Annotated in this window: 20 protein-coding genes and 2 riboswitches; of the genes, 18 read left to right on the top strand and 2 right to left on the bottom strand. The window is 70.1% G+C overall.

Annotated elements, in window-relative coordinates; all coding sequences use genetic code 11:
* Nucleotides 1–32 precede the first annotated feature (32 nt).
* Nucleotides 33–890, bottom strand: a complete 858-nt coding sequence (bdeA, locus tag ACZ5IK_RS33245; protein WP_465491332.1) for a bis(hydroxyethyl) terephthalate hydrolase — start codon at nt 888–890, stop codon at nt 33–35.
* A 140-nt stretch (nt 891–1,030) separates the two neighbouring features.
* On the opposite strand from bdeA, the gene ACZ5IK_RS33240 reads away from it, so the two are divergent.
* From ACZ5IK_RS33240 to ACZ5IK_RS33230, 3 genes are all read left to right on the top strand, one after another.
* Complete coding sequence (locus ACZ5IK_RS33240; protein WP_465491331.1) at nt 1,031–1,627, top strand: QsdR family transcriptional regulator; 597 nt, start codon at nt 1,031–1,033, stop codon at nt 1,625–1,627.
* 49 nt (nt 1,628–1,676) lie between these two features.
* Nucleotides 1,677–4,055 (top strand): helix-turn-helix transcriptional regulator, encoded by a 2,379-nt coding sequence (locus tag ACZ5IK_RS33235; protein ID WP_465491330.1) that lies wholly within the window; start codon nt 1,677–1,679, stop codon nt 4,053–4,055.
* An 80-nt stretch (nt 4,056–4,135) separates the two neighbouring features.
* Nucleotides 4,136–4,975, top strand: coding sequence for an LLM class F420-dependent oxidoreductase (locus ACZ5IK_RS33230; RefSeq protein WP_465491329.1), 840 nt, complete (start codon nt 4,136–4,138; stop codon nt 4,973–4,975).
* A gap of 242 nt (nt 4,976–5,217) precedes the next feature.
* On the opposite strand, the gene ACZ5IK_RS33225 is transcribed toward ACZ5IK_RS33230, so the two are convergent.
* A complete protein-coding gene (locus ACZ5IK_RS33225) occupies nt 5,218–6,225 on the bottom strand; it encodes a peptidase (RefSeq protein WP_465491328.1) in 1,008 nt (335 codons plus the stop codon).
* Nucleotides 6,226–6,259: 34 nt separating this feature from the next.
* A riboswitch (cobalamin riboswitch) is annotated at nt 6,260–6,385 on the bottom strand.
* An 81-nt stretch (nt 6,386–6,466) separates the two neighbouring features.
* Nucleotides 6,467–6,608, top strand: a riboswitch (cobalamin riboswitch).
* Between the two features lie 83 nt (nt 6,609–6,691).
* Here ACZ5IK_RS33225 and ACZ5IK_RS33220 point away from each other — a divergent pair.
* The 15 genes from ACZ5IK_RS33220 (at nt 6,692) to ACZ5IK_RS33150 (ending at nt 25,697) form a co-directional block, all read left to right on the top strand.
* Nucleotides 6,692–9,415 carry a prenyltransferase/squalene oxidase repeat-containing protein gene (locus ACZ5IK_RS33220; RefSeq protein ID WP_465491327.1) on the top strand — a complete coding sequence of 908 codons (2,724 nt, stop codon included), beginning with the start codon at nt 6,692–6,694 and terminating at the stop codon, nt 9,413–9,415.
* Nucleotides 9,412–10,266, top strand: a complete 855-nt coding sequence (locus tag ACZ5IK_RS33215) for an ABC transporter substrate-binding protein (protein WP_465491326.1) — start codon at nt 9,412–9,414, stop codon at nt 10,264–10,266. Before ACZ5IK_RS33220 ends, ACZ5IK_RS33215 begins: the two co-directional genes overlap by 4 nt.
* A gap of 14 nt (nt 10,267–10,280) precedes the next feature.
* On the top strand, nt 10,281–11,198 hold the full coding sequence (locus tag ACZ5IK_RS33210) for an ABC transporter substrate-binding protein (protein WP_465491325.1): 918 nt from the start codon (nt 10,281–10,283) through the stop codon (nt 11,196–11,198).
* Nucleotides 11,198–12,325 carry an energy-coupling factor transporter transmembrane component T gene (locus ACZ5IK_RS33205; RefSeq protein ID WP_465491324.1) on the top strand — a complete coding sequence of 376 codons (1,128 nt, stop codon included), beginning with the start codon at nt 11,198–11,200 and terminating at the stop codon, nt 12,323–12,325. The genes ACZ5IK_RS33210 and ACZ5IK_RS33205 overlap by 1 nt, the downstream gene beginning before the upstream one ends.
* Nucleotides 12,322–13,917 carry an ABC transporter ATP-binding protein gene (locus tag ACZ5IK_RS33200; protein WP_465491323.1) on the top strand — a complete coding sequence of 532 codons (1,596 nt, stop codon included), beginning with the start codon at nt 12,322–12,324 and terminating at the stop codon, nt 13,915–13,917. The genes ACZ5IK_RS33205 and ACZ5IK_RS33200 overlap by 4 nt, the downstream gene beginning before the upstream one ends.
* On the top strand, nt 13,914–14,762 hold the full coding sequence (locus tag ACZ5IK_RS33195; RefSeq protein ID WP_465491322.1) for an ECF transporter S component family protein: 849 nt from the start codon (nt 13,914–13,916) through the stop codon (nt 14,760–14,762). The genes ACZ5IK_RS33200 and ACZ5IK_RS33195 overlap by 4 nt, the downstream gene beginning before the upstream one ends.
* A gap of 761 nt (nt 14,763–15,523) precedes the next feature.
* Nucleotides 15,524–15,661 carry a hypothetical protein gene (locus ACZ5IK_RS33190; RefSeq protein WP_465491321.1) on the top strand — a complete coding sequence of 46 codons (138 nt, stop codon included), beginning with the start codon at nt 15,524–15,526 and terminating at the stop codon, nt 15,659–15,661.
* Nucleotides 15,661–16,833 (top strand): methyltransferase domain-containing protein, encoded by a 1,173-nt coding sequence (locus tag ACZ5IK_RS33185; RefSeq protein WP_465491320.1) that lies wholly within the window; start codon nt 15,661–15,663, stop codon nt 16,831–16,833. The genes ACZ5IK_RS33190 and ACZ5IK_RS33185 overlap by 1 nt, the downstream gene beginning before the upstream one ends.
* 179 nt (nt 16,834–17,012) lie before the next feature.
* Nucleotides 17,013–17,867 carry a siderophore-interacting protein gene (locus tag ACZ5IK_RS33180; protein WP_465491319.1) on the top strand — a complete coding sequence of 285 codons (855 nt, stop codon included), beginning with the start codon at nt 17,013–17,015 and terminating at the stop codon, nt 17,865–17,867.
* Nucleotides 17,868–17,892: 25 nt separating this feature from the next.
* Complete coding sequence (locus tag ACZ5IK_RS33175; protein WP_465491318.1) at nt 17,893–19,584, top strand: ABC transporter ATP-binding protein; 1,692 nt, start codon at nt 17,893–17,895, stop codon at nt 19,582–19,584.
* Nucleotides 19,577–21,265, top strand: coding sequence for an ABC transporter ATP-binding protein (locus tag ACZ5IK_RS33170; protein ID WP_465491317.1), 1,689 nt, complete (start codon nt 19,577–19,579; stop codon nt 21,263–21,265). The genes ACZ5IK_RS33175 and ACZ5IK_RS33170 overlap by 8 nt, the downstream gene beginning before the upstream one ends.
* Nucleotides 21,265–22,308 (top strand): FecCD family ABC transporter permease, encoded by a 1,044-nt coding sequence (locus ACZ5IK_RS33165; RefSeq protein WP_465491316.1) that lies wholly within the window; start codon nt 21,265–21,267, stop codon nt 22,306–22,308. The genes ACZ5IK_RS33170 and ACZ5IK_RS33165 overlap by 1 nt, the downstream gene beginning before the upstream one ends.
* Complete coding sequence (locus tag ACZ5IK_RS33160; RefSeq protein ID WP_465491315.1) at nt 22,305–23,360, top strand: FecCD family ABC transporter permease; 1,056 nt, start codon at nt 22,305–22,307, stop codon at nt 23,358–23,360. The genes ACZ5IK_RS33165 and ACZ5IK_RS33160 overlap by 4 nt, the downstream gene beginning before the upstream one ends.
* A 91-nt stretch (nt 23,361–23,451) precedes the next feature.
* Nucleotides 23,452–23,679: an MbtH family protein gene (locus tag ACZ5IK_RS33155; protein ID WP_465491314.1), complete on the top strand. Its 228-nt coding sequence runs from the start codon at nt 23,452–23,454 to the stop codon at nt 23,677–23,679.
* Nucleotides 23,676–25,697 (top strand): multicopper oxidase family protein, encoded by a 2,022-nt coding sequence (locus tag ACZ5IK_RS33150; protein ID WP_465491313.1) that lies wholly within the window; start codon nt 23,676–23,678, stop codon nt 25,695–25,697. The genes ACZ5IK_RS33155 and ACZ5IK_RS33150 overlap by 4 nt, the downstream gene beginning before the upstream one ends.
* Nucleotides 25,698–25,941: the final 244 nt, after the last annotated feature.

Genomic DNA, 25,941 nt, shown 5'->3' with positions numbered 1-25,941 from the left:
TCCCGGCGCGGGTGCGCCGGGACCTGGACGCCTCAGGCGTGCGGGCAGGTGTCCCGGTAGTCGCTGATCGCGCGGTCGTCCGGGGCGGGGCAGAGGAACTGCTCGTAGCGGGTGTCGTTGTCCACGAACCGCTTCAGCCACGAGATCGTGTACTTGGCCATGGTCGTGTTCGCCGTGTTCGGGAAGAAGTGGCTCGCGTTGTCCAGTTCCATGTACGCCTTCTCCGCGGAGGCGGGAATGCTTGTATAGAACGGGATCGAGTGCGAAGCCACCGGCGCGACCGCGTCGGACTCGCCGCCGATGACGAACGTCGGCACCCGCAGCGAGGACCACGACTTCTGCGTGTTCCACGGCGCGAGCGGGACGGCGGCCTGCAGCGACGGACGGTCCTGCGCCGCCTCGAGCGAACCGCCGCCGCCCATCGAGTGCCCGGCCACCGCGAGCCGGGAGGTGTCGATGCGGGACCGGACGCTGCTGCGCTGGGTCAGGTAGTCGAGCGCGGCGAGGAGCTGGTCACCGCGGCTGGCGGGCTGGTCGTAGATCGTGTTCGTGTCGATGGTGAACACCACGAAGCCCTGCGACGCCAGCCGCGGGCCGATCCACGCGATGCTCGACTGGGTCGCGGTGTAGCCCGGCGAGATGGCGACAGCGCCGAAGGTGCCCTGCGCGGTGCTGGTGGGGTAGTAGATGGTGCCGCCGCCGAAACCGGTCACGGCCAGGCTCGAGACCGAAATCTGCGACACCGCGAACGAGCCGCGAGAGGCTTCGATGCTGCTTTCCGTCGGGGCCGGGCCTCGTTCATAAGGGTTTTCGGCCGCGTAGGCCGTCGGCGCGGCAGCGAGTGCCGCGACGGTCGCCAGTCCACAAAGAATCCGGGTCGTACTACGCATGGTGCCGTCTCCGTTCGCCGGTGAACACAGTCCGTGGTGATGGACTGTGGCAAACGGCCGCGACGGACTGCATCGGTGAAATCGCCAGTCTTCGTCCGCGGCGGCGCTCCCGGTCATGGACGCCCGTACGATCGGCGATCGTGAATCCCTCAGCCGAGGACATAGTCCGCACCGCGGCGCGGTGGATCGATCGCGGCGTCCGCGTCGACACCTCAGCCTTCGCCCAGGAACTGGGCATTTCCCGCAGCACCCTGTTCCGCCGCGTCGGCAACCGGGAAGACCTGCTCGGTGATGCCCTCTACTACCTGTCCGAGCGCACCCTGACGGCCGCCACGCGCACCTGGGAGCGCGATGAGGGCGATGTGGTGCGCAACGCGGCCGGTGAACTGCGCTGTCTCGCGATCATGCGCGAGTACCGATCCGTGCTCGCGGCGAGCGCCGGGTTCCGCCGGTTCCTCGACGACGAGCCGGTGCTGGCGATCCGGCTGCTCACCGACCCGGACGGCCGCGTCCAGCCGAGGGTGATCGCGGCGCACGTCGAGCTCCTGCGCCGCGATGTCGACGACGGCGGATTCGTGCCCGCGGTCGGCCTCGACAGCCTCTGTTACGCGATCGTCCGGCTGGGGGAGGCGTTCCTGTACTCGGACGTCCTCGCGTCCCGGACGCCGGATCTCGACGCGGCTTCGACGCTGCTCGGAGCACTCGTGGAAGGACGGGTGCCGAGCAGGACCTTGTGAAACACTTGCGCCTGGTGTTTCATCGAAAGGGATTTTCGAGGAGGCGCCGATGCCTGTCCGGGACGTCGTGTACCCGCTGCGGGGCAGGGACGACCTCTTCGGCGGGCTGCGCTCGATCGCCGGGCGCGCCGTGCTGGTCCGCGGGGCGGAGGGGCTGGGCAAGTCGGCGCTGCTCACCGCGCTGCGCGCCACCCTCGGTGTCCGCCTCGTCGGGGTGCGGGGCCTGCGGGCCGAACGTTCGTTGCCCTACGGCGCGCTGCATCGGATGTTCGGCGCTCCCGTTTCCAGTGGTGCGGAGGCGCGTGATCGGCTCACCAGCCTTCCGTCACCGGCGATCTGCTGGGTCGACGACGCGCACTGGATCGACCCGGAATCCCTGGCGGCGCTGGGTTTCGCGGCCCGGCGGCTGGACGGGGCCCCGGTCGGGATGGTGCTCGCTTCGCGCGCCGGATCCGACGAGTTCGACTCCGTCGAGCTGACGCCGTTGACCGATGCCGCCGCCTGCCGGCTGTTGCGCGATCGAGGTGTGCCCGCCGGGGTGCGTCCTCAGCTGGTCGAACTGGGCGAGGGGAACCCGGCCGATCTGGTCGCGCTGGCAGCATCGCTGACGCCCGCGCAGGCGGCCGGGCGGGAGCCGGTGTCGCCGGTTCTTCAGGAGCGTTTGCCTCGCTACGCGGCCGAGCTCGACGCGATGCGGTTCGAGGAGCGAGTCCGGTTTCTCGTCACCTGTATGGACATTTCCGCGAGGAAGGCGACGTGGTACGCGGCGGCGTCACCGGCGGACCGCCGGGCGGCGCACGCGCGGCTGGCCTCCGCCGAGGAGGGCCCGGACGCTCTCTGGCACCGGGCGATGGCGACGGCCACGCCGTCCGCACCGCTCGCCGACGCGCTCGCCGCCGCCCCCGCGGTGGATCACGCGGCCTCGGCGCGGCAACTCGAACGCGCCGCCGCGCTGACCGCCGATCCGGCCAGGCGGGTGACCCGGCTGCTGGCCGCGGCGGACGCGGCCTGGCAGGCGGGCAGACCGGGGTGGGCGCGGCTGCTGCTGTCCAGAGTGGACGCCCGGCCGGGAGCGGTGGCGTTGCTGCACGGCGAAATCGAACTGCGCGACGGCGACCCCGCTGTCGCCACCCACGAACTCGGCACGGCGGCGGAACTGCTGCCCGATCCCGCGGCCGCGCTCCTGCTGGCCGGTGAGGCACGCAGGCTCGGCGGCGATCTGGGCGGTTACCGGGCGCTGGCGCGGACCGTCCCGGTCGGGGACGGCTTGGTCTTCGCGCACTTCCGCGGTCTGACCTCGGTTTACGCCGGACGTCACGACGACGCCGACCTGCCACTGGAGGACGCCGTCCGCAGGGGGATGTCCGGCACCGACGTCGCCGGAGCCGTGTGGGCTGCCGAAGCCGCCTTCGCCCGCGGGCACGCCGAACGGGCGCACGAGTACTCGGCCGCGGCCGTGAGCCGCGCGCGCCTCGGCAGGCGGCACGCGGAACTGCCGTGGGCGTTGATCTACCTGTCGCTCTCGGCCATCGCGCTCGACCGGATCCCGTGTGCGCGGGCGGCGTCCCGTGAAGGGCTGCGCGCACCCCACAACCTGCGGATGGAACACCTGACGCTGCTGGGGCTGGCCGCCGCGCTGCTGGGCGACCGCGTCCCGGAGCTGGACGAGGCGACCGACGGGATCGCCGAACGCGGTCTCGGCAGGCCCGCCGCCGTCGCGGCGTGGGCGCACGCCTGCCTGGACCTGGCCGAAGACCGGCCGGACGACGCCTTGAGCAGGCTCGAAGATCTCGCTTCCGGCGTTTCCGGCGACCAGCCGGTGATCCGCGTGCTCGCCACCCCGCAACTCGTCGAAGCGGCGGTGCTCTCCGGGCGGCCCGAGCGCGCGCGGACCGCGCTGGAGGTGTTCGACCGCTGGACGCTGGCCGGCGCGGAACCCTGCTGGCTCGCGCTGAGCCACCGGTGTCACGCGCTGACCGCGCCGGATCCCGAGGTGGCGGAACGGCACTTCCGGCTGGCCGTCGAAGCGCACCGGCGTGCGGGCGGCGCGGTGGAACTCGCCAGGACCCGGTTCGCCTACGCCACCCTGCTGCGACGGCACCGGCGGAGCCGGGACGCCCGAGACCAGTTCCGCGATGCCCTGCGCGGCTTCGAAAACGTCGGCGCGACACGGTTCGCCGATCGCGCCCGCGCCGGGCTGCGGGCGACCGGTGAGACCGTCGACGCGCCGCACCGCTCGCTCGCCGGGCTCACTCCGCAGCAGGACGCCATCACGCGGCTCGTGGCGGCGGGGGAGACGAACAAGGAGATCGCGCGGCGGCTGGTGATCAGCCACCGGACCGTGGATCACCACCTGCGGAACATCTTCACGGCCCTGGGCGTCCGGTCGCGAGTGGAACTCGCGCGCCGCGTGGCCGCCGGGGAATGAGCTTTGCCCCTTCGCGCAATTAGTCCTCTGGTTGCGGTCTGGAGGGAATACCGGGTCCGCCACGGGAGTCGTAGCGAAGTATGGACTTCGGGATCGCGACGGCAGTGACCGACGAAGGAATCCGGCCCCACGTGCTGGGGGCGGCTCTGGAGGAGAAGGGGTTCGACTCCCTCTATCTCCCCGAACACTCCCATATACCGGTCAGCAGGGAGTCTCCTTACCCCGGCGGTGAGCTGCCGCGAGGGGCCCTGCGCAACTTCGACCCGTTCGTGGCGCTGGCCGCCGCCGCGACGGTCACGTCGAACCTCCGGCTCGGCACCGCGGTCGCCCTGATGATCCAGCGCGACGTGCTCTACACGGCGAAGGAGGTCGCCAGCCTGGACCTGCTCTCCGAGGGGCGGGTGATCTTCGGTGTCGGGGCGGGCTGGAACATCGAGGAGATGCGCAACCACGGCGTCGACCCGCGGACGCGGGGCGCGCTCCTGACCGAGCAACTCCAGGCGCTCAAGGAGATCTGGACCAAGGACGAGGCCGAATTCCACGGCGAGCACGTCGACTTCGACCCGGTTTTCGCCTGGCCGAAGCCGGTGCGGAAACCGCATCCGCCGATCTACGTCGCCGGTCAGGGCCCGGCCGGGCTCAAACGGCTCGCCGAGCACGCGGACGGCTGGCTGCCGCATTTCGTGACACCGCCGGAGGAACTGCGCCGGGTCCGGTCCTGGCTCGCCGACCAGGGCCGCGAAGACGTCCGGATCAGCGTGTTCGGCGCCCCGGCCGATCCCGAGTTGCTGCGGCGCCTCGAAGGCGCGGGGGTCGACGAAGTCTCCCTCCTCCTGCCGACGCTGCCCGAGGCCGAGACCTTGGAGCTCCTCGACGAGTTCGCGAAGGTCGTGAGGCTCGTGAGTGGTGAGGACGGTTAGAGCGGACCGGGTCGAGGGGGGTCGGTCCGGTCTGGGTGCTTGATCGACGGAGGATCGGGGACGCTCAATGTCCCCGATCCTCCGTTGATCAAGACCGTGCCATCCCCGTGACCTCGCGGACGGCAGCCGTGTGGGGAAGATTTAGGACGTTCAGCGTCCCAAATCTTCCCCACTCACCCAGGATCCAGTGGGTAGGCAAATACGGATCCACCAGAACCGCCCTTACCACTCACGAGGTGACCTCAGGAGCAGGCGAGCACCGGCGCCTGCGGACGGCCACCGCCGTGCAGGTCGCTCAGCGGAACCCGTGCCAGGCCGAGGATCGCCTGCGCGGTCGCGCGCGGGGCGGTCGCCGGGTTCAGGCCGGTGGCGTCGTAGGCGATCGCGCCGCGGTCCGCGACGGCGCCGGTGCAGCCGGTCTGCAGCGTCCGCAGGAACTCCCGCGCCTTGACCGCGGCGGCGGGACGGTGCCCGGCCAGCGCCTCGGCGGCGAGGCCGGTGCTGTTGGAGTTCGGCGCGTTCGTGCCGACGCCGAAGCCGCCGTTCGCGTGCTGCTTGGTGACCAGCCAGGAGGTGCCTTCACCGGCGTTCACCGCGTCACCGGTGGCGCGCAGCGCCTGCACGACCATCGCGGTCGAGTCGACGTCGCTCGCGCAGGTCGCTTCGCCGAAGTTCAGCGGGAAACCGCCGTCCGCGCACTGGGTGCCCGCGAGGAAGGTCACGGCCGACGCGGGGGCGCCGGCGGGGGTGCGGTCCAGCGCCAGCAGGGCGAGCGACTGCGAGAAGGCGTTGGAGTAGTCGCCGTACTCGGACCGGTCGGAGAACCGGCCGGACGGCGTGAGCAGCGAGAGTAGTCCCGCCTTCAGGTCGACGCCGCCGAACGACGCCGGGTTCTTGCCCCGGATCTGCGCGGCCAGCAGCAGTTTGGCGTGCGCGCCCGCGTAGGCCTCGGTGCCGCTGCCGACGTAACCGGTGGTGATCTCCGGCTTCGCCAGCCAAGTGATCGCCTTGCCCGCGTTGGTGTCCGACACCCCGGCCGCGGCGAACGCGAAGATCGCGTCGATCGTCAAGCCCTGGTCGGGGTACTTCTGGCCGCCGAAGTCGGCCTCGAACCTTTCCCCGTCGGCCATCTGCCTGGCGAGCCAGCCCGCGGCGGCGTCCGCCTTGTTGTGGGTGGCCGCGGTCGCCGCCGGAGCGGCGACCAGTCCGATGCCGCACAGCATGGCGACAGCGAGGACCAAACGTCTCATGAGAACCCTTCCCGCATTTCCACGACAGGAGTCGGTGGTGACACCGCGCGACGTGGGTGACCGGGCTCGCCCGGAGGGCATACCGTTGCGGGACAGCGCCGGATTCTCACCGGACTTCCCCCACGACCGCGCTGAATTGACGATCCGAAGAGTCTCATCCCGGTCAAGCGCCGGGATACCGCCGAGCGCGAGTCGCGATGTGATCCTGGCAACCGACCTGGTCAGCGGTGCCTGTCGCAAGTAATCGGGTGTTAACCTCGGCGGGCTCGACAACTGAACACCGCCGCCCGTGACGGGGAAGCCGGTCGAAATCCGGCGCTGTCGCGCAACCGTGGGCCCCTCACCAGGGCGAGCCGGGGTACCGCACGAGTGGATGAACGATCAAGAAGTCCGAACCACTGTCGCGATAAACAGGGGTGACTGCGGCGTCCCGCGCCTGTCCTCCGTCATGCCGCAAGGAGGAGCCATGCGCCGTGGGTACCTGGCCGCATCGGCGTTCACCGTCAGCGTCGGCGTGGTCGCCGCACTGCTCACCGGGACGGCGACAGCCGCCAACGACCCCGGAGCGGCGAAGTCGAACTCCGGCTGGCTCGCGACGAAGCTGAAGCCGGACGGCACGCTCGAGAACCCCAACGGCGGCGATCTGCCCGACCACGGGCTGATGATCGACGCGCTGTTCGCGATGTACGCCTCGGGCGAAGGCGCGAAGGCCGAGCCGATCGTGAAGTACCTTGACGAGCAGGGCCACGCGACCGACTACTTCACCTGGGACGGGCTCATTCCCGACGGTGGCGAGTTCGACTTCTCCAACATCATCGTCGGCGGTGCCACGGCCAAGACCCTGGTCGCCGCCGAGGTCGCGGGCCGGAATCCCCGGAACTTCGACGGCTACGACATGGTCGCCGAGACCAAGGCCGCGATCATGCGCAAGGGTCCCGACATCGGCCGGGTCAGCGACTACTCGAAAGATCCCCGACTTGCCGATTCCGTGAGCAACAACGCGAACATGTTCGGCCAGTCCCTCGGCGTGATCGGGCTCGCCGCGGTGGGCCAGAACGACCAGCTCGCCATCGACAAGCTGCTGACCCAGCAATGTTCCGAGGGCTACTTCCGGGTCTTCTTCGCCTACATCCCGACGAGCGAGACCGGCGACCACGTCACCTCCGACCGCCACAAGGTCTCGACCTGCGACGAGGGCAAGCCGTTCGACCTGTCTCCCAAGGACGGCGACGCCACCGGTTTCGCCCTGTCGGCGATGCTGGCCGCGCGGAAGGCGGGCGCCGCGGGACTCGACGGCCCGATCGCGAAGACCGTCTCGTGGCTCCTCGCGAATCAGGATCCCGGCGGTGGCTGGGGTGGCGGCGTCGGTACCGAAGCCCCGAACACCAACAGCACCGGGCTGATCCTTCAGTCGCTCGCCGAGGTCGGCGGCGCGGACGCGGCGGTGGACAAGGGCGTGCGGTTCCTCAAATCCGCGCAGGCGACCGCCGCGGCCGACTCCGGCAACCGGCTCGCCGGTGACATCGGCGCGATCGCCTACAACCCGGAGTCCTACGTGGCCGCGCGCGCCAACGGGATCGGCGGTCTCGACACCTGGATCCGCGCGGGCGCCCAGGCCTCGCTCGGGTTGTCCCAGGTCGGCTTCTCCGAGCTCACGAAGGGCGGCGGGCCGCCGACGAGCAGCAGCGTGTCGGAAACGCCGACCTCCACGCCGTCCGAAACGAGTTCGGCCACCGGCACCCCGACCTCGACCACGAGCGAGCCGGAGCCGACCAGCACCACGACGACCACGACGACCACGACCACCACTACGACGACCAAGACCACCACGACGTCGGTGACGCCGACGCCGGGCACGTCCTCGTCCTCGGCGACCAGCCCGCCCGCGCCGAGCACGGTCACCGTCACGAACACCCCGCCCGCGGCCAAGCCGCAGGAGAACAAGCCCGCGCCGAAGACCACGACGCCGAAACCCAAGAAGGCCGTCACCCCGCGGGCGTCCACCGGCGCCCGGGTCCGGCCGCCGACGGCGATCGCGACCCCGGTCGCCATCCCCGGCACGGCGACACCGGCCTCCCGGCTCGGCGCGTACCTGACGAACCGGCTCGTCGGCGGTGACCACGTCGAGGTCACCGAGGACGGCAAGACCTACGTCGACTACGACGCCACCGCCGAGCTGGTGCTCGCGCTGAGGGCGCTGGACGAGCAGCCGGACACCGTCGCCCGCGCTTCGAAGTTCCTGCTCACGCCGGAAGCCGTGCAGGCCTACGCCCACGGCGCACCATACGAACAGAGCGGGGCCTCCTACGCAGAACCGCTCGCGAAACTCGTGCTCGTCGGCGAGTTCGCGAAGGCGGACGTCGGCCAGTTGCGCGCCGATCTGGTGAAGCTGCGCGGCGCGGACGGCAAGTTCACCGACACCGGGTCCTTCGCCGACGCAGACGAGACCGTCGAGCGGCACGCGTGGGCGCTGCTCGCCACCACCGCCGACCCCGGCCCCGCGGTCGAGCTGTTGCTTTCACGCCAGTGCGCAGACGGAACCTTCCCGAAGCACCTCGACACCGCCGAATGCGGCTCCGGTGACCTCGGCGCGACTGCCGCCGCGGTCACCGCGCTGGCCGTCCGTCCGCACACCGACGCCGCGCCGTCGGCCAAACGGCCGGACGGCTGGACCGAGCGGCGCGTGTCGGCGTTCGTCTCCGCGGTGAGCGCGCTCGGCGTCCGGCCGACCGGCGAGGGCATGGTGACCGGCGAGGCGGGCGAGCCGGACGTCGCGCTGAGCGCCGCCGTCGCCACCGCGCGGCAGATCGCCGGGCTCGACGCGAGCGGAACCGCGCGGTCGCTGGGCAAACTGGTCCAGGCCGACGGCGGTTTCGCCAAGGGATTCGTGGCGGCGAGCGACGGGAAGACCGATTTCCCGACGAGCCTGGCCGCCGCGCAGGGTGTCGCGGGCCGATCCTGGCTCACCGCCGCGGATTCGCCGCTGTCGCCCGCCGTGCGGCTGCCGCTCTCGGACGTCAGCGCCGAGAACGCCGTGTCCGGTACCCAGCTGCAGGCCGCCGCCCAGACGACTCAGCCGCCGTGGATGACCTGGGGGCTCATCGGTCTCGCGGTGCTCCTGCTGGCCGCCGCGATCGTGCTCATCTTCCTGCTTCGCCGCTTCATCAAGACAAAGGGGGCAACACCATGAGAAGACTGCTCGCCGTCACGTCCGTCCTCATCGGACTGATCGGGCTGTCCGCCGCACCCGCGCAGGCGGTCGATCCGGCCAAGGGCTACAACGGGATCTGCACCGGCAACGACGCCCTCACCGGCGTCACCGTCGTGGTCGACTTCCAGGAACTGGACGGTAACGGCGGGACCGCCGCGCCGACGATCACCCGCTGCTCGCCCAACGCGAACCCGGGCACCGACCGCACGGGCATCAAGGCGTTGCAGGACGCCGGGATCGCCGTCGCCGGCACCGCCCGGTGGGGGCTCGGTTTCGTCTGCCGCCTGGAAGGCCGCCCGTCCGCGACGGAGGTCCTGCCGTTGTCCAGCAACCCGAACTACAAGGAACCGTGCGTCAACACGCCGCCCGCCGGCGCGTACTGGGGCTACTGGCACGCCGCCGGTTCCGGTTCGACCTGGACCTACAGCAGCTACGGCGCGCTCAACCGCACCGTCGTGCCCGGCGGGTTCGAGGGCTGGTCGTTCTCGCTGAACAAGTCCGCGACGACCAACCCGCCGCCCGGCGTCACTCCGACCAACCCGGCCGTGAACGCGAACAATCCGACGATCGCGTTGTCCGTCGACGATGTCGACCGCAAGATCACCCTCGGCCAGAGCACCTCGCTGACCTGGACGACGACCAACGCCACGGGGGTCACCGCGGGTTCGGTGACCCCGGCGAGCGGTGGCGGCGCCTGGTCGGGCTCGCTGGCGGCGCCCGGCGGCACGCAGAACATCACGCCGACCGCCGCGGGCACCTACGTCTACACGATCGCGGCGACGGGTAACGGGGTGACGGTGTACTCGAGCGCGACCTTGACCGTCCAATGAGGAGGGTCTTCGGGATGGTGGCGGCGATCTTCCTGATCGCCGCCATCGCGCCGTCCGCGCACGCCGTCGACCAGGGCAAGGGCTATCCGGGGTTCTGCAAGGACACAGGCGGGGTCACCGTGGTCGTGGACTTCCAGGGACTCGGCGGCACGACCATCGTGCGCTGCAACCCCCAGACCACGCGCGGCACCGGACTCGACGCGCTCAAGGGCGCCGGTTTCCAGATCGCCGGGGTGCAGCGGTGGGGCGAGGCGTTCATCTGCCGGGTCGAGAACCGCCCGTCGGCGGCCGAGAACGTCCCGATCGCGGGTCGCGAGAAGTACCGTGAGCTGTGCATCGACACACCTCCGGCACAGGCTTACTGGTCTTATTGGCACGCCTCGAACAACTGCGCCTGGGACTACAGCCAGTGGGGTGTCAAGAACCGTGACTTCATCCCCGGCGGTTTCGAAGGCTGGTCGTTCTCGCTGAACGCCACCGCCCAGACGAATCCGGTCCCGCGGGTTTCCGCGGTGCGGCCGGGTACCGAGGGCCAGCCGTGCGTGCCGCGCGAGGAGGCCAAGCCGGTCACCAACGATCCCAACGAGCGGCAGCAGCAACCGCAAGGCGGGCAGCAGCAGCCGGGAGACGGCCCGCAGCCGACAGCGGAAGCAGAGGCTGGGCCAGGGGAAACCACGGCCGCGGGCCCGAGTTCCGGCGCGCTGCCGCCGCCCAAGCCGCGTCCGAGCGCGTCGGCACGGCCGCAGGCGAAGGACCCGTCGATGAACGTCGCGTTCACCGGCGGCGAGAACGCCGAGGACGTCAACGCCGTGATCCAGCGCGAGTCCGGTGCTAGCGACTGGGCACCGTGGGCGGCCGGTGGCGCCGTCCTGGCGTTGTGCGTCGCCGGCTTCTTCCTGGCACGCAGACGCAAACGCGCGCAGGGAGTTTGATGACGTCCTACTTCCTGCCGCGCGACCTGCACCCGGCCGCCTGGTGGGTGTGGGCGCTGGGGCTCGCCGTCGCGGCGACCCGGACGACGAACCCGTGGCTGCTGCTGACGATCGTGGCCGTCGCGGGATACGTCGTCGTGGCCCGGCGCAGTGAGGCGCCGTGGGCGCTGGCGTTCCGGCTCTATCTGTACCTCGGCGCGTTCATCGTGGCGATCCGCGTGTTCTTCCGCGTCGTCTTCGGCGGTGCCGAGGGTTCGACGATCATCCTGCGGCTGCCCGAAATCCCGCTGCCCGAATGGGCGGCGGGCATCCGGCTGTTCGGCGACGTGTCCGCGGAATCGTTGCTGGGCGGGCTTTACGACGGGATGCGGCTGGCGACGATGGTGATCTGCCTCGGCGCGGCCAACGCGCTCGCGAACCCGAAACGGCTGCTCAAGGCGATGCCACCAGCGTTGTACGAGGTGGGGACGGCGGTGATCGTCGCGCTGTCGGTGTTCCCGCAACTCGCCGAAAGCGTGCTGCGGGTCCGGCGCGCCCGCAAACTGCGGGGCGGTTCGGGCAAGAAGAAGGTGAAAGCCCTGCACACCGTCCTCATCCCGGTGCTGGAGGACGCGCTTTCGCGGTCGCTGCAACTCGCGGCGTCCATGGACTCCCGTGGTTACGGCCGCGCGGGACTGGTCGAGGCGCGGGCCCGGCTGATCACGGGAACGCTGATGATCGTCGGCCTGATCGGTGTCTGTGTCGGCGTCTACGCCACTTTGGACGGTTCGACGCCCCGGTATCTCGCCGCGCCGGTGCTTTCCGTGGGGGTCGTGATCGGGCTGATCGGGTTCTGGTCGGCGGGCAAACGGGTCCAGCGCACCCGTTACCGGCCCGATCGCTGGCAGCTGCCGGAGATCGTCGTCGCCACCAGCGGGCTCGCCGTCGCGGCCATCCTGTTCACGACGTCCAGCGTGAACCCGATGAACATGAACCCGTCGCTGATCAACCTGTCCTGGCCGCTGTTGTCGTGGGGGCCGCTGCTCGGAGTGCTGATCGGTGTCCTGCCCGCGTTCCTGAGCCCGGTCCCCGAAGCCCCGTACGCCGCGCTCGAAGAAGAAGCGCACGAAAAAGAAGCGCACGCATGATCGAACTGAATCAGGTCTCCTTCACCTACCACGGCCGCTCCGAGCCAGTGCTGTCCGATGTGACGCTGTCCATCGGTGAAGGCGAGCTCGTGCTGTTCGCGGGCCAGACGGGCGCGGGCAAGTCGACGCTGCTCGGCACGATCAACGGTCTCGTCCCGCATTTCACCGGCGGCCACCTCGAAGGGACGGTCTCCGTCGACGGCGTCACGACGAGATCCCGGCCGCCGCGCGAGTTCGCGCATCTGGTCGGCGTCGTCGGGCAGGACCCGCTGGCGGGATTCGTCACCGACACCGTCGAGGACGAACTCGCGTACGGCATGGAACAGCTCGGCCTGAGCCCGCAGGTGATGCGCCGCCGGGTGGAAGAGACCCTCGACCTGCTCGGCATCGCGGAACTGCGCCGTCGCGCGCTGCGGACGCTGTCCGGCGGGCAGCAGCAGCGGGTGGCGATCGGCTCGGTGCTGACCACCCATCCGAAGGTGCTCGTCCTGGACGAACCGACGTCGGCGCTGGACCCGACCGCGGCCGAGGAGGTGCTGGCGACGCTGGCCAGGCTGGTGGAGGACCTCGGCACGACGGTGCTGATGGCCGAGCACCGCATGGAACGCGTGATCCCGTTCGCGGACCGGATGATCTACGTCCCCGGTACCGGGGGAGTGGTCGACGGGACACCGCCCGAGGTGCTGAAGGACATGCCCATCGCGCCACCGATCGTCCACTTGGGACGGTTGGCGTCGTGGGACCCGCTGCCGATGTCGGTCCGCGACGCCCGTCGTCGCGCTTCGTCGCTGACGCTGGGGACTCCGCCGGCGCGGACCACGACCGCGGGCGAGGAACTGCTGGCCGCGTCCGAGGTCGTCGTCCGGTACGGGCCGAAGGTCGCGGTGCGCGAGGTCGACCTCAGTCTGCGCGCCGGTGAGGTGCTGGCGATGATGGGCCGCAACGGTTCCGGCAAGTCGTCGCTGCTGTGGGCGGTGCAGGGCTCCGGCCCCCGGCAGGGTGGCAAGGTCACCGTCGAAGGCAAGGATCCGAAGACGCTGAAGAGCGCCGCGGCCCGCGCGCTCGTCGGCATGGTGCCGCAGACCGCGAGCGATCTGCTGTACCTGCAGACCGTCGCCGCCGAATGCGAGGCGGCCGACGCGGAATCGGGCGCGGAACCGGGCTATTGCCGCGGCCTGCTCGACAGGCTCGCCCCGGGGATCGACCCGGCCTCGCATCCGCGTGACCTGTCCGAAGGCCAGCGTCTCGCGCTCGTGCTCGCGGTGCAGCTGTCGGCCGCGCCGCGGATCATGCTGCTGGACGAACCGACCCGTGGTCTCGACTACACCGCGAAGGCCGCGCTGGCGCAGATGATCGCGTCGCTGACGGCCGAGGGCAAGGCGGTCGTCGTGGCCACCCACGACGTCGAATTCGTCGCGACCATCGCGCACCGCGTCCTCGTGATGGCGGAAGGCGAGGTCGTCTCCGACGGCCCGACCGGCGAGGTGCTCGGCGGCTCCCCGGCGTTCGCCACGCAGGTCGCCAAGATCCTCGGCGAACCGTGGCTCACCGTCGACGACGTCCGCGCGGCCCTTCCGCAGGAGGTCCGGTGACCACGGCCTCCGCGGTCCGGCTGGGCCCGCGCTCGGCGACGGTGCTCGGGCTCGCGTCGCTCGCGGGACTGATGATGTTCGTCTGGCCGCTCCTCGTCCGCGTCGAACCGCAGTCGATGCAGCACGGCCCGGACGCGCCGTTCGTGTTCATCGGGATCCTGCCGATCCTGATCGTCATCGTGCTGGCCGAAATGTCCGAAGGGGGCATGGATTCCAAGGCCCTCGCGATGCTCGGCGTCCTCTCGGCGGTGAACGCGGCCCTGCGGCCGCTGGGAGCGGGGACCGCGGGCATCGAGACCGTGTTCTTCCTGCTGGTGCTGGCCGGGCGGGTGCTCGGGCCGGGCTTCGGTTTCGTGCTGGGCTGCACGTCGCTGTTCGCGTCGGCGCTGCTGACCGCCGGGGTGGGACCGTGGCTGCCGTTCCAGATGATGTGCTCGGCGTGGATCGGGATGGGCGCGGGACTGCTGCCGCGCCGCGTCACCGGCAAGGCCGAGATCGCGATGCTGGTCGGCTACGGGATCTTCGTCGCGTACGTGTTCGGATTCCTGATGAACCTGTGGTTCTGGCCGTTCATCACCGACGCCGAAGTGCCGTACCACGACGGCCACATTTCGTACGTGCCCGGCGCTCCGCTGCTGGAGAACCTGCACCGGTTCGCCGTCTTCACGCTGCTGACGTCCACGGCGGGCTGGGACACGGGACGCGCGATCACCAACACCGTGGCGATCCTGGTACTCGGGCCCGCCGTGCTCGCGACTCTGCGGCGGGCTTCGCGGAAGGCCTCGTTCGGCGTTGTTCCGTCGTTCACGGACGGCAAGACGCTCGTGAGTGGCAAGGAGCGGTAGCGAGGTCTGCCGCTACCGGCTGTGGCCCCGCCGCCCGCAAGTCCGTGAAGGTGGTTCGCAAGGGGGTCGTGAGCGGTAAGTGTCGTTCTATTGAAGGGTAAGCCAACGGTGGCGTGACCGAGCCTTTGCAATAAAGGGGCCCCTTCGCTGGCTTCAAGGCTGAGGGTGGCCTTCGCGGCGTGGTTGCGGACCGGCCGCCGGGCGCCGGTCGTTCCCTGAGTGTCCATAAGAGACACTTTCTAGCGGCTGCATGTCCGGTTGATGGCTGGATGTGCGGTTTGCCAGGGGGTCGTGAGTGATAAAGAGCGTTAGAACGCGCATTACCACTCACGACCCCTGTCGCAAAGCGTTCATATGGGCATCAATCGGACAATTGTCCGCCTGAAAGTATCCCTGTGGACAGTCGGAGCGCATCCGGTCCAGATCCCCGACGCCGAAGGCGTCCTTCACCGCATCGGACGCGGCGAAGGGAGCCTTCGCCCCGGCGTGGCCCGCCCGCGAACACGACACGTTTGCCCTTCTCCCCAAAAAGCACTCTTTATCGCTCGCGACCCCCCCGCGCGAAACCGCGCGAAGCGCACTTTGTCGAGACCCTGGCGTCTAGCGCAGTGAAGGGGGCTTCACAACAGCTGGTCAGATCCGACGAGGTTTCACCCGGCTGATTCGGCGCGTCGGCCAGGCGTGCTACGGCGCGCGGGTGATAAGGGTTCCGCGCGCCCCGCGTGGATACATAAAGTGATGATTGATCGGGAGGGTTGTAGATGGCCAAGGACAAGAATGACAAGGACAACGACAACGACAACACGGACGGCGGTCGGCATGACGTGACGCGGGACGGCCAGACCGGCAAGACGGCCGACGATATCGACCCGGAGAAGTACGGCGAGGGAAATAAGTAGTGAGTGACGCTTACGCGGCCGCTGACGTCGCGGACGGACTGATCTCGGCGGACGCCATGTCCGCCGAGCACCGTCCCGCTTTTCTTGCTGCCGCGCGGGAATGGTTCGCGCCCGCACGGTTTTGGTACAAGGAAGACAACGATGCGAAAGATGTAGCGGTGGACCGTGCCGACGATCCGGACCGCTGGATGTCCATTGTGTACTCTAATCGTGCCTTGGTTACACAGTTCGACGACGGCGATACCGTTTGGCCGAACATCGGCCATCGGCCGACAAGTTCGGCGTCGATGCCGTCCGTGGTGGCCGGAATGCTCAAAGCGCTTGACGTCCACACGGGGCACTCAGTCTTGGAGATTGGCACTGGAACCGGCTGGAATGCCGCACTTCTAGCGGAAATCGTTGGTGAGAACGGCCGTGTGTCCTCGGTCGAAATCGATCCGGTTGTGGCCGAGCAGGCCCGCCGGAACCTCGACGCGGCCGGTTACGGCACGGTGGAAACCGTGGTCGCTGACGCTGCCATCAGCGTCGGTGGCGGTAGCCGGTTCGATCGGATCATCGCGACGGTGGGTGTCCACGTTGGACAGTTGCCGTATGCGTGGGTTGAGGCGGTGAAGCCTGGCGGTGTCATCGTCGCGCCGATGCGTGCGGACATGGCGTCCGGTCCGCTCGTGCGATTCGTCGCGAACGAGGACGGCACGGCGACCGGTCACGCGGTGCCGTGGCTACAGGTCGGTTTCATGGATATGCGTACTCATCGTGTGCCGGCCGCTGATCTCGGGATGTTGCGGTGGGACGATCCGGCGGCGGACCTGACGGCCACGGATCTGTCGCCCTGGGTGCCGTTGCTCGCCGACGATCACCGATGGCCGATCGCGGTAGCGCTGTCCGATTGCCGCTACGACGTGTGGGAACGCACCGACGACCGGCCGCACGGCGTTGCGTGGCTGTGTCATGTCCTGTCCGGGTCGTGGGCGAGCGTCGTCCCGGCCGGAGACGAGCGGTACGCGGTCAGGCAGTACGGACCGCGCCGGTTGTGGGACGAGGCGGAAGCGGCCTACCGGTGGTGGCAGCGACGCGGTCAACCCCCGTTGTCGGCGTGGCGGTGGACGATCACCCCTGAACGGCAGAGCATCATGCTCGACAGCTTGAGTTCGCGCAGGTCAGAGGTTTAACCGGCACGCTCCGTGCTAGGGGAGTCCCCTTCACGCTGCTTCCAGAGCCAGTGTGGCGCAGCGCACCAAAACGCCCGCCCCGATGATCCGTTCGGAGCTAGCGCACCCACCCACTCGCCCATATGGTTAGGCTAACCTTTGTAGTCCAAGTCAGGGTGCACAAGAGGGATGGGTTCCGCATGACCGCCGGCAAGACCGACCTGCTCAGGAGCGAGCCGTTCCTCCACTTCGACGCCGTGGTGCTGGCGACGGCGCCGGTCGGGGAGAGTTTGATCCGGGTGACCTTCGGCGGACCGGGGCTGCGGGACATCACCACCTGCGGACCGGATCAGCGCATCAAGGTCTTCCTGCCGTCCGCGCCCGGCGCGAGCCCGCGGGTGCCGACCGGTGAGGACTGGTACGCCCGTTACCGCGAATTGCCCGAAGACGGCCGTCCCGCGATGCGCACGTACACGATCCGCGCGCTCCGGCCCGGCGAGATCGACGTCGACTTCGTGCGGCACGGTGACGTCGGCCCGGCGTCCCGGTGGGCGGGCGCCGCGAAGCCCGGCGACGAGGTCGTCATCTACGGTCCGAACGCCCGCTTCCCCCACGAGGAAACGGATCCGACACGCCGCGGGGCGGACTACCTCCCGCGTCCCGGGTCCGCCTGGAAGCTGATCGCCGGTGACGAGACGGCGCTCCCGGCCATCGGCGGCATCGTCGAAGGACTCGCCGCGGGGGAGCGCGCCCAGGTCTTCGTGCAGGTGCCGGTCGACGGCGACCGCCAGCAGTGGCGGACCGACGGCGAGGTCGAGGTCACCTGGCTGACGCCGGACGGCGGGGGCGCTCCGCTGCTGGACGCCGTGCGCGCCGCGGAATTGCCCGAGGGCCCCGGATACGCCTGGCTGGCCGGTGAGGCCGGCGTGGTGAAGGAACTGCGCAGGCATCTCGTCCGTGAGCGCGGTGTCGACCGCAAGCGCATCGACTTCTGCGGGTACTGGCGCAAGGGGAAGTCCGAAGACGCCCCGTACGACGCGGAGCAGGAAGACTGACCACGGCGCCTTTGCGGAACTGAAGATGGGGCAGGGAATGAAGGTGCGCGGCGAACGCAGGGCCGCCGTCCGGCTGCTGGCGGGCGCACTGGGCCGCAACCGGGGCCGGGTGCTGGCGGCGGTCGCCGGGGGGACGCTCTTCCAGCTGGCGACGGTGGTGTTCCCGCTGTGCGTCGAGTACGCCATCGACGACGGCATCAACGTCGGGAACCAGTCGGCGACCCTCGGCTGGGCGCTGGCCGTCGTGGGCGCGGCGGTCCTGCTGGTCGCCGGGCTCGCGCTGATGCAGTGGCAGATCACCCTCGCCGCGGTGTCGGCGTCGAACGAACTGCGCGGCAGGCTGCTCGACCAGGCCTTGCTGCTCGACCGGCGGGATCGCGCCCGCTTCGGTCGCGGCGATCTCGCGATCCGGGGAACGCGCGACGTCGACTTCGTGCACAACTGGCTGGCGGGTTCCGCCTCGATGGTGACCGGTATCGCCGGGTTCGCCGTCATCCTCGTCCTCATCGGCAGGCTCGACCCGTCGCTCGCCGTGGTCGGGCTGGCCACGGTCCCGGCGCTCGTCGTGCTGAACATCGTGCTGCCCAAACGGTTCGCGGCCGCCAACGACCGGCTCGCCGCCGCGCACGGCGCCCGCGCGGACACCGTCGAGGAACTGCTCACGGCCAGCGTCGCGATCCGCGGGATCGGCGGCGACGGGCCGTTGCTGGAGCGGCACGCCGAGCACAGCAGGACGGTCACCGTCGAGACCATGTCGACCGCCAAGGTGGCCGCCAGCTGGGCGGCGACCGGTCCGTTCGTGCCAGGGGTGGCGACGGCGATCGGCCTGCTCGTCGGCGGTGGCGCGGTGATCGACGGTTCGCTGACCGTGGGCGGGCTGGTGGCCTTCACGACCTGGATGGCGATGCTGGGCACCTGGATCGGCGTGGTCACGCACCGGTTCACCCAGCTCGGCGAAGCGCTGACGGCGGCGAAGCGGATCAGCGAGGTGCTCGAGACCGTCCCCGGTGTCGCGGACCCGGACGCGGGCGTGCCGCTCCGCACGCCCGCCGACCTGGTGGCCACCGGGGTCGAGGTGCACTCCGAACACGGTCGCGTGGTCGGCCCGCTCGATCTGACCGCCCGCCCGGGTGAGTTCCTCGCCGTGACCGGGCCGTTGGGCTCGGGCAAGTCGACGCTGCTGCGGTTGCTCGCGCGCCGCGACGATCCCGACGCCGGCACGGTCCGCTACGGCGACGTCGATCTGCGCGAGGCCGCGCTGCGGGAGGTCCGTAGGCGGCTGGTGTTCGTGCCGCAGCGGCCCGACCTGATCTCCGGGACGATCCGCGAGAACCTGCTACTGGGCCGTCCGGGACTGACGGAGGAAGACATGCGGGCGGCGTGTGCCGCGGCGGCCATCGACGAGCACGTCGCCGGGCTGCCCAACGGTTACGACACCGAGACGGGCGAAGGCGGGGCGACCCTGTCCGGCGGGCAGTTGCAGCGCCTCGCCCTGGCGCAGGCCCTGCTGCACGGCGCCGACGTCCTGCTGCTCGACGACATCACCTCGGCGGTCGACGCCGGAACCGAACAGAGTGTCCTCAAAGGACTGAGGGACTGGCTCGACGAGGCGGGACACGTGCGGACGATCGTTTTCGCCAGCCACCGGGCCGCGGTGGTGGACGCCGCGGACCGCGTCGTCGCCCTGCCGGTGCGGGAGGTGGCTCCGAGTGCCTGAAGCCATCGTCCTGAGCGAACGGCCCGAACAGAAAGGCGTGCTCCGGCGTGCCCGGCCGTTCTTGAAACCGCACCGCGCGATCCTTTCCCTCGCGATCGGTCTCGGCACCGCCGCGACGCTGGCGCTGACCCTGATCCCGTCGGTGGTCGGCTGGGCCGTCGAGCGGGTGGCGCAAAAGGACCTCGTGGGCCTGTACACGGCGGCGGGTGTCTTCGCCGTGCTCGTGCTGGCCCGGCTGATTCTCCTGCGCACCGGGGAAATCTGGCTCGCGAAAGCCGGGGAACGCGTCGTGGCGTCGTTGCGCGACCTCGTCGTGTCCCGGCTCGCGACGGCGCCGCTGAGGTTCCTCGAAACGCAGCGATCCGGTGATCTGCTCCGCCGCAGCACCGCGGAGATCGCCGATCTCGCCTCCTTCGTCCGCGCGGATCTCCCGGACCTGCTCTCGGTCACCGGCTATCTGATTTTCACCACGGTCCTGCTGCTGCTCTACTCGTGGCAGCTCACCCTGGTCGTGGTGCTGGTGTTCCTCCCGCTGTCGGTGCTGATCATGCGGTGGTTCCAGCGCGGGGCCACGACGGCCTTCGCGGCGGAGGCGGCGGCGCAGGGTGCCGTCGCGGCGACCTACCGCGAGGGCATCCAGGCCCGCGAGCTGCTCACCTCCCGCGGCGCCGAGCAGGAGTGGCGCGACCGGTTCGACCGCGACAAGGAAACGTTGCGGCGCACCACCTTGCGGTCCGAGTTCGTCGTGCTGCGCACCGGCGGCGTGACCTTGGCGCAGGCCCTCGCGGACGCCACGATCCTGGTCGTGGGCGGTGGCCTCGTCCTCGCGTGGGGCATGCCGCTGAGCACGGTCGCGGTGTTCGTCGTGGCGATGCGGCAACTGTTCGACTCCACCAACCAGCTGACCAACCTGATCGGCCAGCTGCAGACCTCCAGGGTCGGCCTCGCCCGGCTGCTGAACCTGCTCGACACCACCGAGCGCCCGCCTCGGGCCGGCAACGGCACGGTGCTCCCCGAACGCGGGACGCTGGAGGCCTCCGGACTGCGGTTTTCCTACGTGGACGGGGTTTCGGTGCTCACCGACGTGTCGTGCACGTTCCCGCCGGGGGCGCGCACGGGCCTGGTGGGGCCGACCGGATCCGGGAAGACCACGCTGGCCAAGATCCTCGCCGGGCTGTATCCCACGGACGGCGGAACCGTGCGCTACAGCGGGATCCCGCTCGACGAGATCGCCCCCGACGAGCTGCGCAGCCGCATCATGCTGGTCCCGCAACGCGTTCACGTCGTCACCGGCACCCTGCGGGAGAACTTCCGCCTGGTGCCGGAGCCGCCGCCGGACGACCGGATCGACTGGGCGCTGGAGCGGCTCGGACTGCGGGAGTGGGTGGCCCGGCTGCCGGAAGGACTGGACACGCCGGTCAGTGCCGCCGCGGACACGCTGTCGGCGGGGGAACGGCAGCTGATCGGCCTGGTCCGCGCCGCGCTGGTGGACCCGGCCGTGCTGATCCTCGACGAGGCCACCGCCGACGTCGACCCGGAGACCGGTGACCGGATCGAACGCGCGCTCGACCGGCTGCACGCGGATCGGTCGCTGATCATCATCGCGCACCGGCAGTCCACGATCGACCGGCTCCCGCACGCCGTCCGGCTGGACGCGGGCCGCGTGAAGGTGGGGGGCTGATGGCCGTCGTCTCCCCGCCCCGGCCTGAACCGGCCGTCCGGCCCAAGGCCGCCATCGCCCGTGGCGCGGGACTCCTCCTCGGCCTGGGACTGATCGGCGTGGCCGTGATCGTCAGTGTCGCGGTCGGCGCCAAGGACCTCCCGATCGGCGTGGTGTGGGACGCGCTGTTCCACTTCGACGGCTCCTACGACGCGAACCTGGTCTGGGACCAGCGGATCCCGCGCACGCTGCTCGGTGTCGTCGTCGGCGCCGCACTGGGTACGGCGGGCGCGCTGATGCAGGCGGTCACCCGGAACCCGCTGGCCGATCCCGGGCTGCTGGGCATCGAATCCGGCGCCTCCGCGGCCGTCGTGGTCGCCATCGCCGTCTTCGGGGTCACCTCGCTCAGCGGCTACGTGTGGTTCGCCCTCGTCGGCGCCGCCGTCGCGAGCGTGGTCGTGTACCTGCTCGGGTCCACCGGCCGCGGCCGGGCGAATCCGGTCCGGCTCGCCCTGGCGGGCACCGTGGTCACCGCCGTGCTGACCGGGATCATCTCGGCGTTCACCACGATGAACGCGCGGACGACGCAGTCGATGCGGTTCTGGACGATCGGTTCGCTGATCAACCGCGGCTACGACGTGCTGTTCGACGTCCTGCCGTTCCTGGTGGTGGGCGCGGTGATCAGCCTGCTGCTCACCCGCTCGCTGAACGCGCTGGCACTGGGCGATCAGGTCGGCCGCGCGCTGGGCGCGCATCTCGGCCGCACGCGGCTCTTGAGCGTGATCGCGATCGTGCTGCTGTGCGGCGGGGCGACGGCGGCCGCGGGACCGATCGGGTTCGTCGGTCTCGCGATCCCGCACGCGGTCCGCGCGGTGGTCGGCCCCGACTATCGCTGGGTCGTCCCGTACTCGATGGTCTCGGCGCCGCTGCTGGTCCTCGGGGCCGACGTCCTCGGCCGGGTCGTGCTGCCGACCGGCGAACTGGAAGCGGGCGTCGTCACCGCGGTGATCGGCGCGCCGGTGTTCATCTACCTGGTCCGCCGGAAACGGCTGGGGGAGCTGTGACCGTCACGTCGAGTCCTCAGTGGACGGTCCGCAGCCGGAGCGGCCGGATCTCGTTGCGCCTGCACCGCCGGACCGTCTGGGTCGCGGTCGTGCTGGTGGTCCTCTGCTTCGCGGTGGTACTGGCCAGCCTGCTGTCCGGCAACTATCCGATCAGCATGCCCGACGTCTTCCGCGCCCTCGGCGGGCACGGAACGTTGCAGCAGCGGTACTTCGTGAACGACGTCCGCCTGCCGCGGGTGCTGGTCGCCTTGCTCGTGGGGGCCGCGCTGGCGGTGAGCGGGGCGCTCTTCCAGAGCCTTTCGGCCAACCCTCTGGGCAGCCCGGACATCGTCGGCTTCAACAACGGGGCCGCCGCGGGCGCGCTGGTGTGCATCCTCCTGCTGAAGGATTCCAGCCTGGCGGCCACCGGTATCGGCGCGGTCGCCGGCGGCGGGGTCGTGGCGGTGCTGATCTATCTGCTGTCCTATCGCGGCGGCGTGCGCGGGTACCGGCTGATCCTGGTCGGAGTCGGCGTGAGCGCGCTGCTGAGTGCGGGAATCGCGTACCTGCTGAGCCGGGCCAACCTGAACGAGATGCTCAACGCGCAGATCTGGCTGGTCGGCAGTCTCAACGGGCGGTCGTGGGAGCACGCGTGGATCCTGCTGACGGTGCTGGCCGTGGTGCTGCCGTGCGCTTTCCTGCTGAGCAAACCGCTGCTGACCCTGGAACTGGGCCCGGATTCGGCCACTTCGCTCGGTTTGCCGGTAGGGGCGGTGCGCCGCCGGGCGATCACGGTTTCGGTGTTGCTGAGCGCGGTGGCGATCGTCTGCGCGGGCCCGATCTCGTTCGTCGCGCTCGCGGCGCCGCAGGTCGCGAAACGGCTCGCCCGCTCCGTCGGTCCCTCGTTGTCCATCTCCGCGTTGTCCGGTGGTTTCCTACTGGCCTTCGCGGACTTGGTCGCCCAGCGGCTCATTCCGGGTTCCCAGCTGCCGGTCGGGGTGACCACACTCGTACTCGGCGGGCTGTATCTCGGCTGGTTGCTGGCCGGTGAGATGCGCCGTGGCCACGCCTGAGTGGAAATGCCGCCACCGTCACGTTTTCGGCCTATGGCCATGGGTAAATCATTAGGCTAGCCTTCCCTAAGTTTGCTGAGGGAGCTGTGTGATGACGAATCCGTTCGACAACGAAGACGGCCGCTTTCTGGTGCTGGTCAACGACGAGAACCAGCACTCGCTCTGGCCCTCGTTCGCCGAGGTGCCCGACGGCTGGACGGTGGCGAAGACCGAGGCATCCAGGCAGGAGTGCTTGGACTACGTAGAGGCGACGTGGACCGACCTGAGGCCCACGAGTCTCATCGAGGCCATGGCGGCCGCAGAGGCCGACAGGACGTGAGCGACGGCGAAGGCGTCGACCGCCGCGGCTTTCTGCTCAAGGCGGGTTTCGCGGGCGCTCTGGCGCTGGGGATCGGCTCGGCGACGATCCAGTCCATGCCCGGCCGTGAACGCGGCCCGGTCACGATCGATCCCCGTGCCTACGCCCGGCCCCGGGCCCAGGGCGATCCGGTCGGCCAGTCCGGTCAGGTGCGCCCGGTGGCCGCCACGGCGCCGCGGCCGGGGACGCCGTTCCGGGGGACGGTCACCCAGCTGACGCCGTTCCGGGATCCGCTGCCCACCATGGCGACGGCGAGGGGCGACCGGTTCGGCGGTGTCGACAACCTGACGATCCGCATGCGGCCCAATTTCGTCCGGCTGCACTCGCAGCTCCCGCCCACGAAGATCTGGGGCTTCGACGGCCGGTTCCCCGGCCCGATCATCGAAGCCCGGCGCGGGAAACCGTTGCGGGTCACCTGGACCAACGAGCTCACCGGTCCGTATCCGTTGCCGGTGGTGGAGATCCTGTTCGACGAGAACGCCGATCCCTACCAGTGGGACGTTCCCGGCCGTGAAGGGGTCGCGCCGCGGGCCGACGTCGCCGCGCTGCCCGGCTGGACGTCGGTCCACCTGCACGGCCACTTCAGTGACGGCGGCAGTGACGGCTGGGCGGAGGACGCGGTCCTCGCCGGCCGCAGCCAGCTGGTGGAGTACCGCAACGACCAGCCCGCGACCACGCTCTGGTACCACGACCACGCGATGCACATCACGCGCTGGAACGTGATGTCCGGCCTGCTCGGGATGTACATCCTCCGTGACGACGAAGAGGCGTCGCTGCGCCTGCCGTCCGGGGACCGCGAGGTGCCGCTGCTGATCTGCGACCGGAACTTCGACACCGACGACAAGAACCGCCTCACCGGCACGATGCTGCACAAGACCACGGTGATGAGCACGGACCCGCTGCGGCAGGTGCGCTCGTTCGCCGGGCCGTACACGCTGGTGAACGGGGCGATCTGGCCGTTCAAGGACGTGGAACCGGACTGGTACCGCTTCCGCATGGCCAACGCGTCCAACACCCGGCCGTACGTGGTGCAGGCGGTGACGGAGGACGGGAAACCCTTGCCGCCCAACACGATCTTCATGATCGGCTCCGACGCGGGACTGCTCGGCGCGCCGGTGGACGTCGCGGGCGGCTTCAGCCTGGCGGCGTCCGAACGGGCCGACGTCCTGATCGACTTCCGCGCGCTCGCCGGCAAGAAGGTGTTGCTGCGCAACATCGACTACGACCCCGGGCCGTGGCCGGACTTCCTGCAGTTCCGGGTCGCGCAGCGCGGCAGGCAGAGCGGCTTCCGCCTGCCGAAGACGCTGGCGAGGTCGTTCACCCGCGTCACCGAGAAGCAGCCCGTCGAGGCCGAGCGCATGGTCATGCTGACCCCGGTCGGCGTCTCGCACGCCCGGCTGTGGGAGATGCAGAAGATCGAGGCGCCGCCGGGACCGTTCCCGATCGACGGCGTCGTGCAGCTCAAGGAACAGGACGGTTCGGTCACCACCTGGAAGCGCATGGCCTACCAGTGGACCGATCCCACGCAGTACACCGTCAAGGCGGGTTCGTGGGAGCGCTGGCGCTTCGTCAACCTCGACTGGTCCGGCTGGCCGCATCCGATGCACGTCCACGTCTGCGCCTTCCAGCCGGTGAAGCGCGGCTTCTACAACATCGACGGGTTCCAGTTCATCGACCTTCCCGGCGGCGGTATCGGCGGTGGCACCACGACGCCGGTCTTCTGGGAGAGAAGCGAACCGGTCGCCCCCGACCAGGCGGGCTGGAAGGACGTCGTCAACGTGGCCGCGGGCGAGTCGGTCGACGTCGTCGCCAAGTTCGCCGACGTGACCGGCAAGTTCGTCTACCACTGCCACATGCTCGAACACGAGGACATGAGCATGATGCGGCCGTTCCTGGTGCAGCCGAAGGAGGTCATCGCGATCGCGAAGTCGATGGCCCACGAGCTGCCACCGACGGCCGGCGGCGGACACGGTCACTGAGCGGTCGCGGTGGTGAGTGGCTAGGACGGTTCTCTTGAGAGGTAAGGCAAAGATGTCGGGTCGGGTCGCTCGCCTGGATATCGGTTCCGGGTGTCGCGAAAGCCACTTTCGGGACGTCTGGTGTCGCGAAAGCCACTTTCGGGACGTCTGGTGTCGCGAAAGTGGCTTTCGCGACATCGGCGTGGCGGTGAGGTGTCGGTCGCGGTGGTCGTGAGTGGCGTTTCGGGTTAGAACCCGAAACGCC

The sequence above is a fragment of the Amycolatopsis sp. NPDC031561 genome (genome assembly GCF_055580625.1).
This window is presented reverse-complemented; position numbering and strand designations above follow the sequence as displayed.

Bases quoted from the DNA above. Each gene is read 5' to 3' on its own strand.
- ACZ5IK_RS33230 (WP_465491329.1), top strand. From the start codon at position 4,136: ATGGACTTCGGGATCGCGACGGCAGTGACCGACGAAGGAATCCGGCCC.
- ACZ5IK_RS33175 (WP_465491318.1), top strand. From the start codon at position 17,893: ATGGGGCAGGGAATGAAGGTGCGCGGCGAACGCAGGGCCGCCGTCCGG.
- ACZ5IK_RS33155 (WP_465491314.1), top strand. From the start codon at position 23,452: ATGACGAATCCGTTCGACAACGAAGACGGCCGCTTTCTGGTGCTGGTC.
- ACZ5IK_RS33220 (WP_465491327.1), top strand. From the start codon at position 6,692: ATGCGCCGTGGGTACCTGGCCGCATCGGCGTTCACCGTCAGCGTCGGC.
- ACZ5IK_RS33210 (WP_465491325.1), top strand. From the start codon at position 10,281: ATGGTGGCGGCGATCTTCCTGATCGCCGCCATCGCGCCGTCCGCGCAC.
- ACZ5IK_RS33215 (WP_465491326.1), top strand. From the start codon at position 9,412: ATGAGAAGACTGCTCGCCGTCACGTCCGTCCTCATCGGACTGATCGGG.
- ACZ5IK_RS33235 (WP_465491330.1), top strand. From the start codon at position 1,677: ATGCCTGTCCGGGACGTCGTGTACCCGCTGCGGGGCAGGGACGACCTC.
- ACZ5IK_RS33190 (WP_465491321.1), top strand. From the start codon at position 15,524: ATGGCCAAGGACAAGAATGACAAGGACAACGACAACGACAACACGGAC.
- ACZ5IK_RS33200 (WP_465491323.1), top strand. From the start codon at position 12,322: ATGATCGAACTGAATCAGGTCTCCTTCACCTACCACGGCCGCTCCGAG.
- bdeA (WP_465491332.1), bottom strand. From the start codon at position 890: ATGCGTAGTACGACCCGGATTCTTTGTGGACTGGCGACCGTCGCGGCA.
- ACZ5IK_RS33225 (WP_465491328.1), bottom strand. From the start codon at position 6,225: ATGAGACGTTTGGTCCTCGCTGTCGCCATGCTGTGCGGCATCGGACTG.
- ACZ5IK_RS33205 (WP_465491324.1), top strand. From the start codon at position 11,198: ATGACGTCCTACTTCCTGCCGCGCGACCTGCACCCGGCCGCCTGGTGG.
- ACZ5IK_RS33165 (WP_465491316.1), top strand. From the start codon at position 21,265: ATGGCCGTCGTCTCCCCGCCCCGGCCTGAACCGGCCGTCCGGCCCAAG.
- ACZ5IK_RS33180 (WP_465491319.1), top strand. From the start codon at position 17,013: ATGACCGCCGGCAAGACCGACCTGCTCAGGAGCGAGCCGTTCCTCCAC.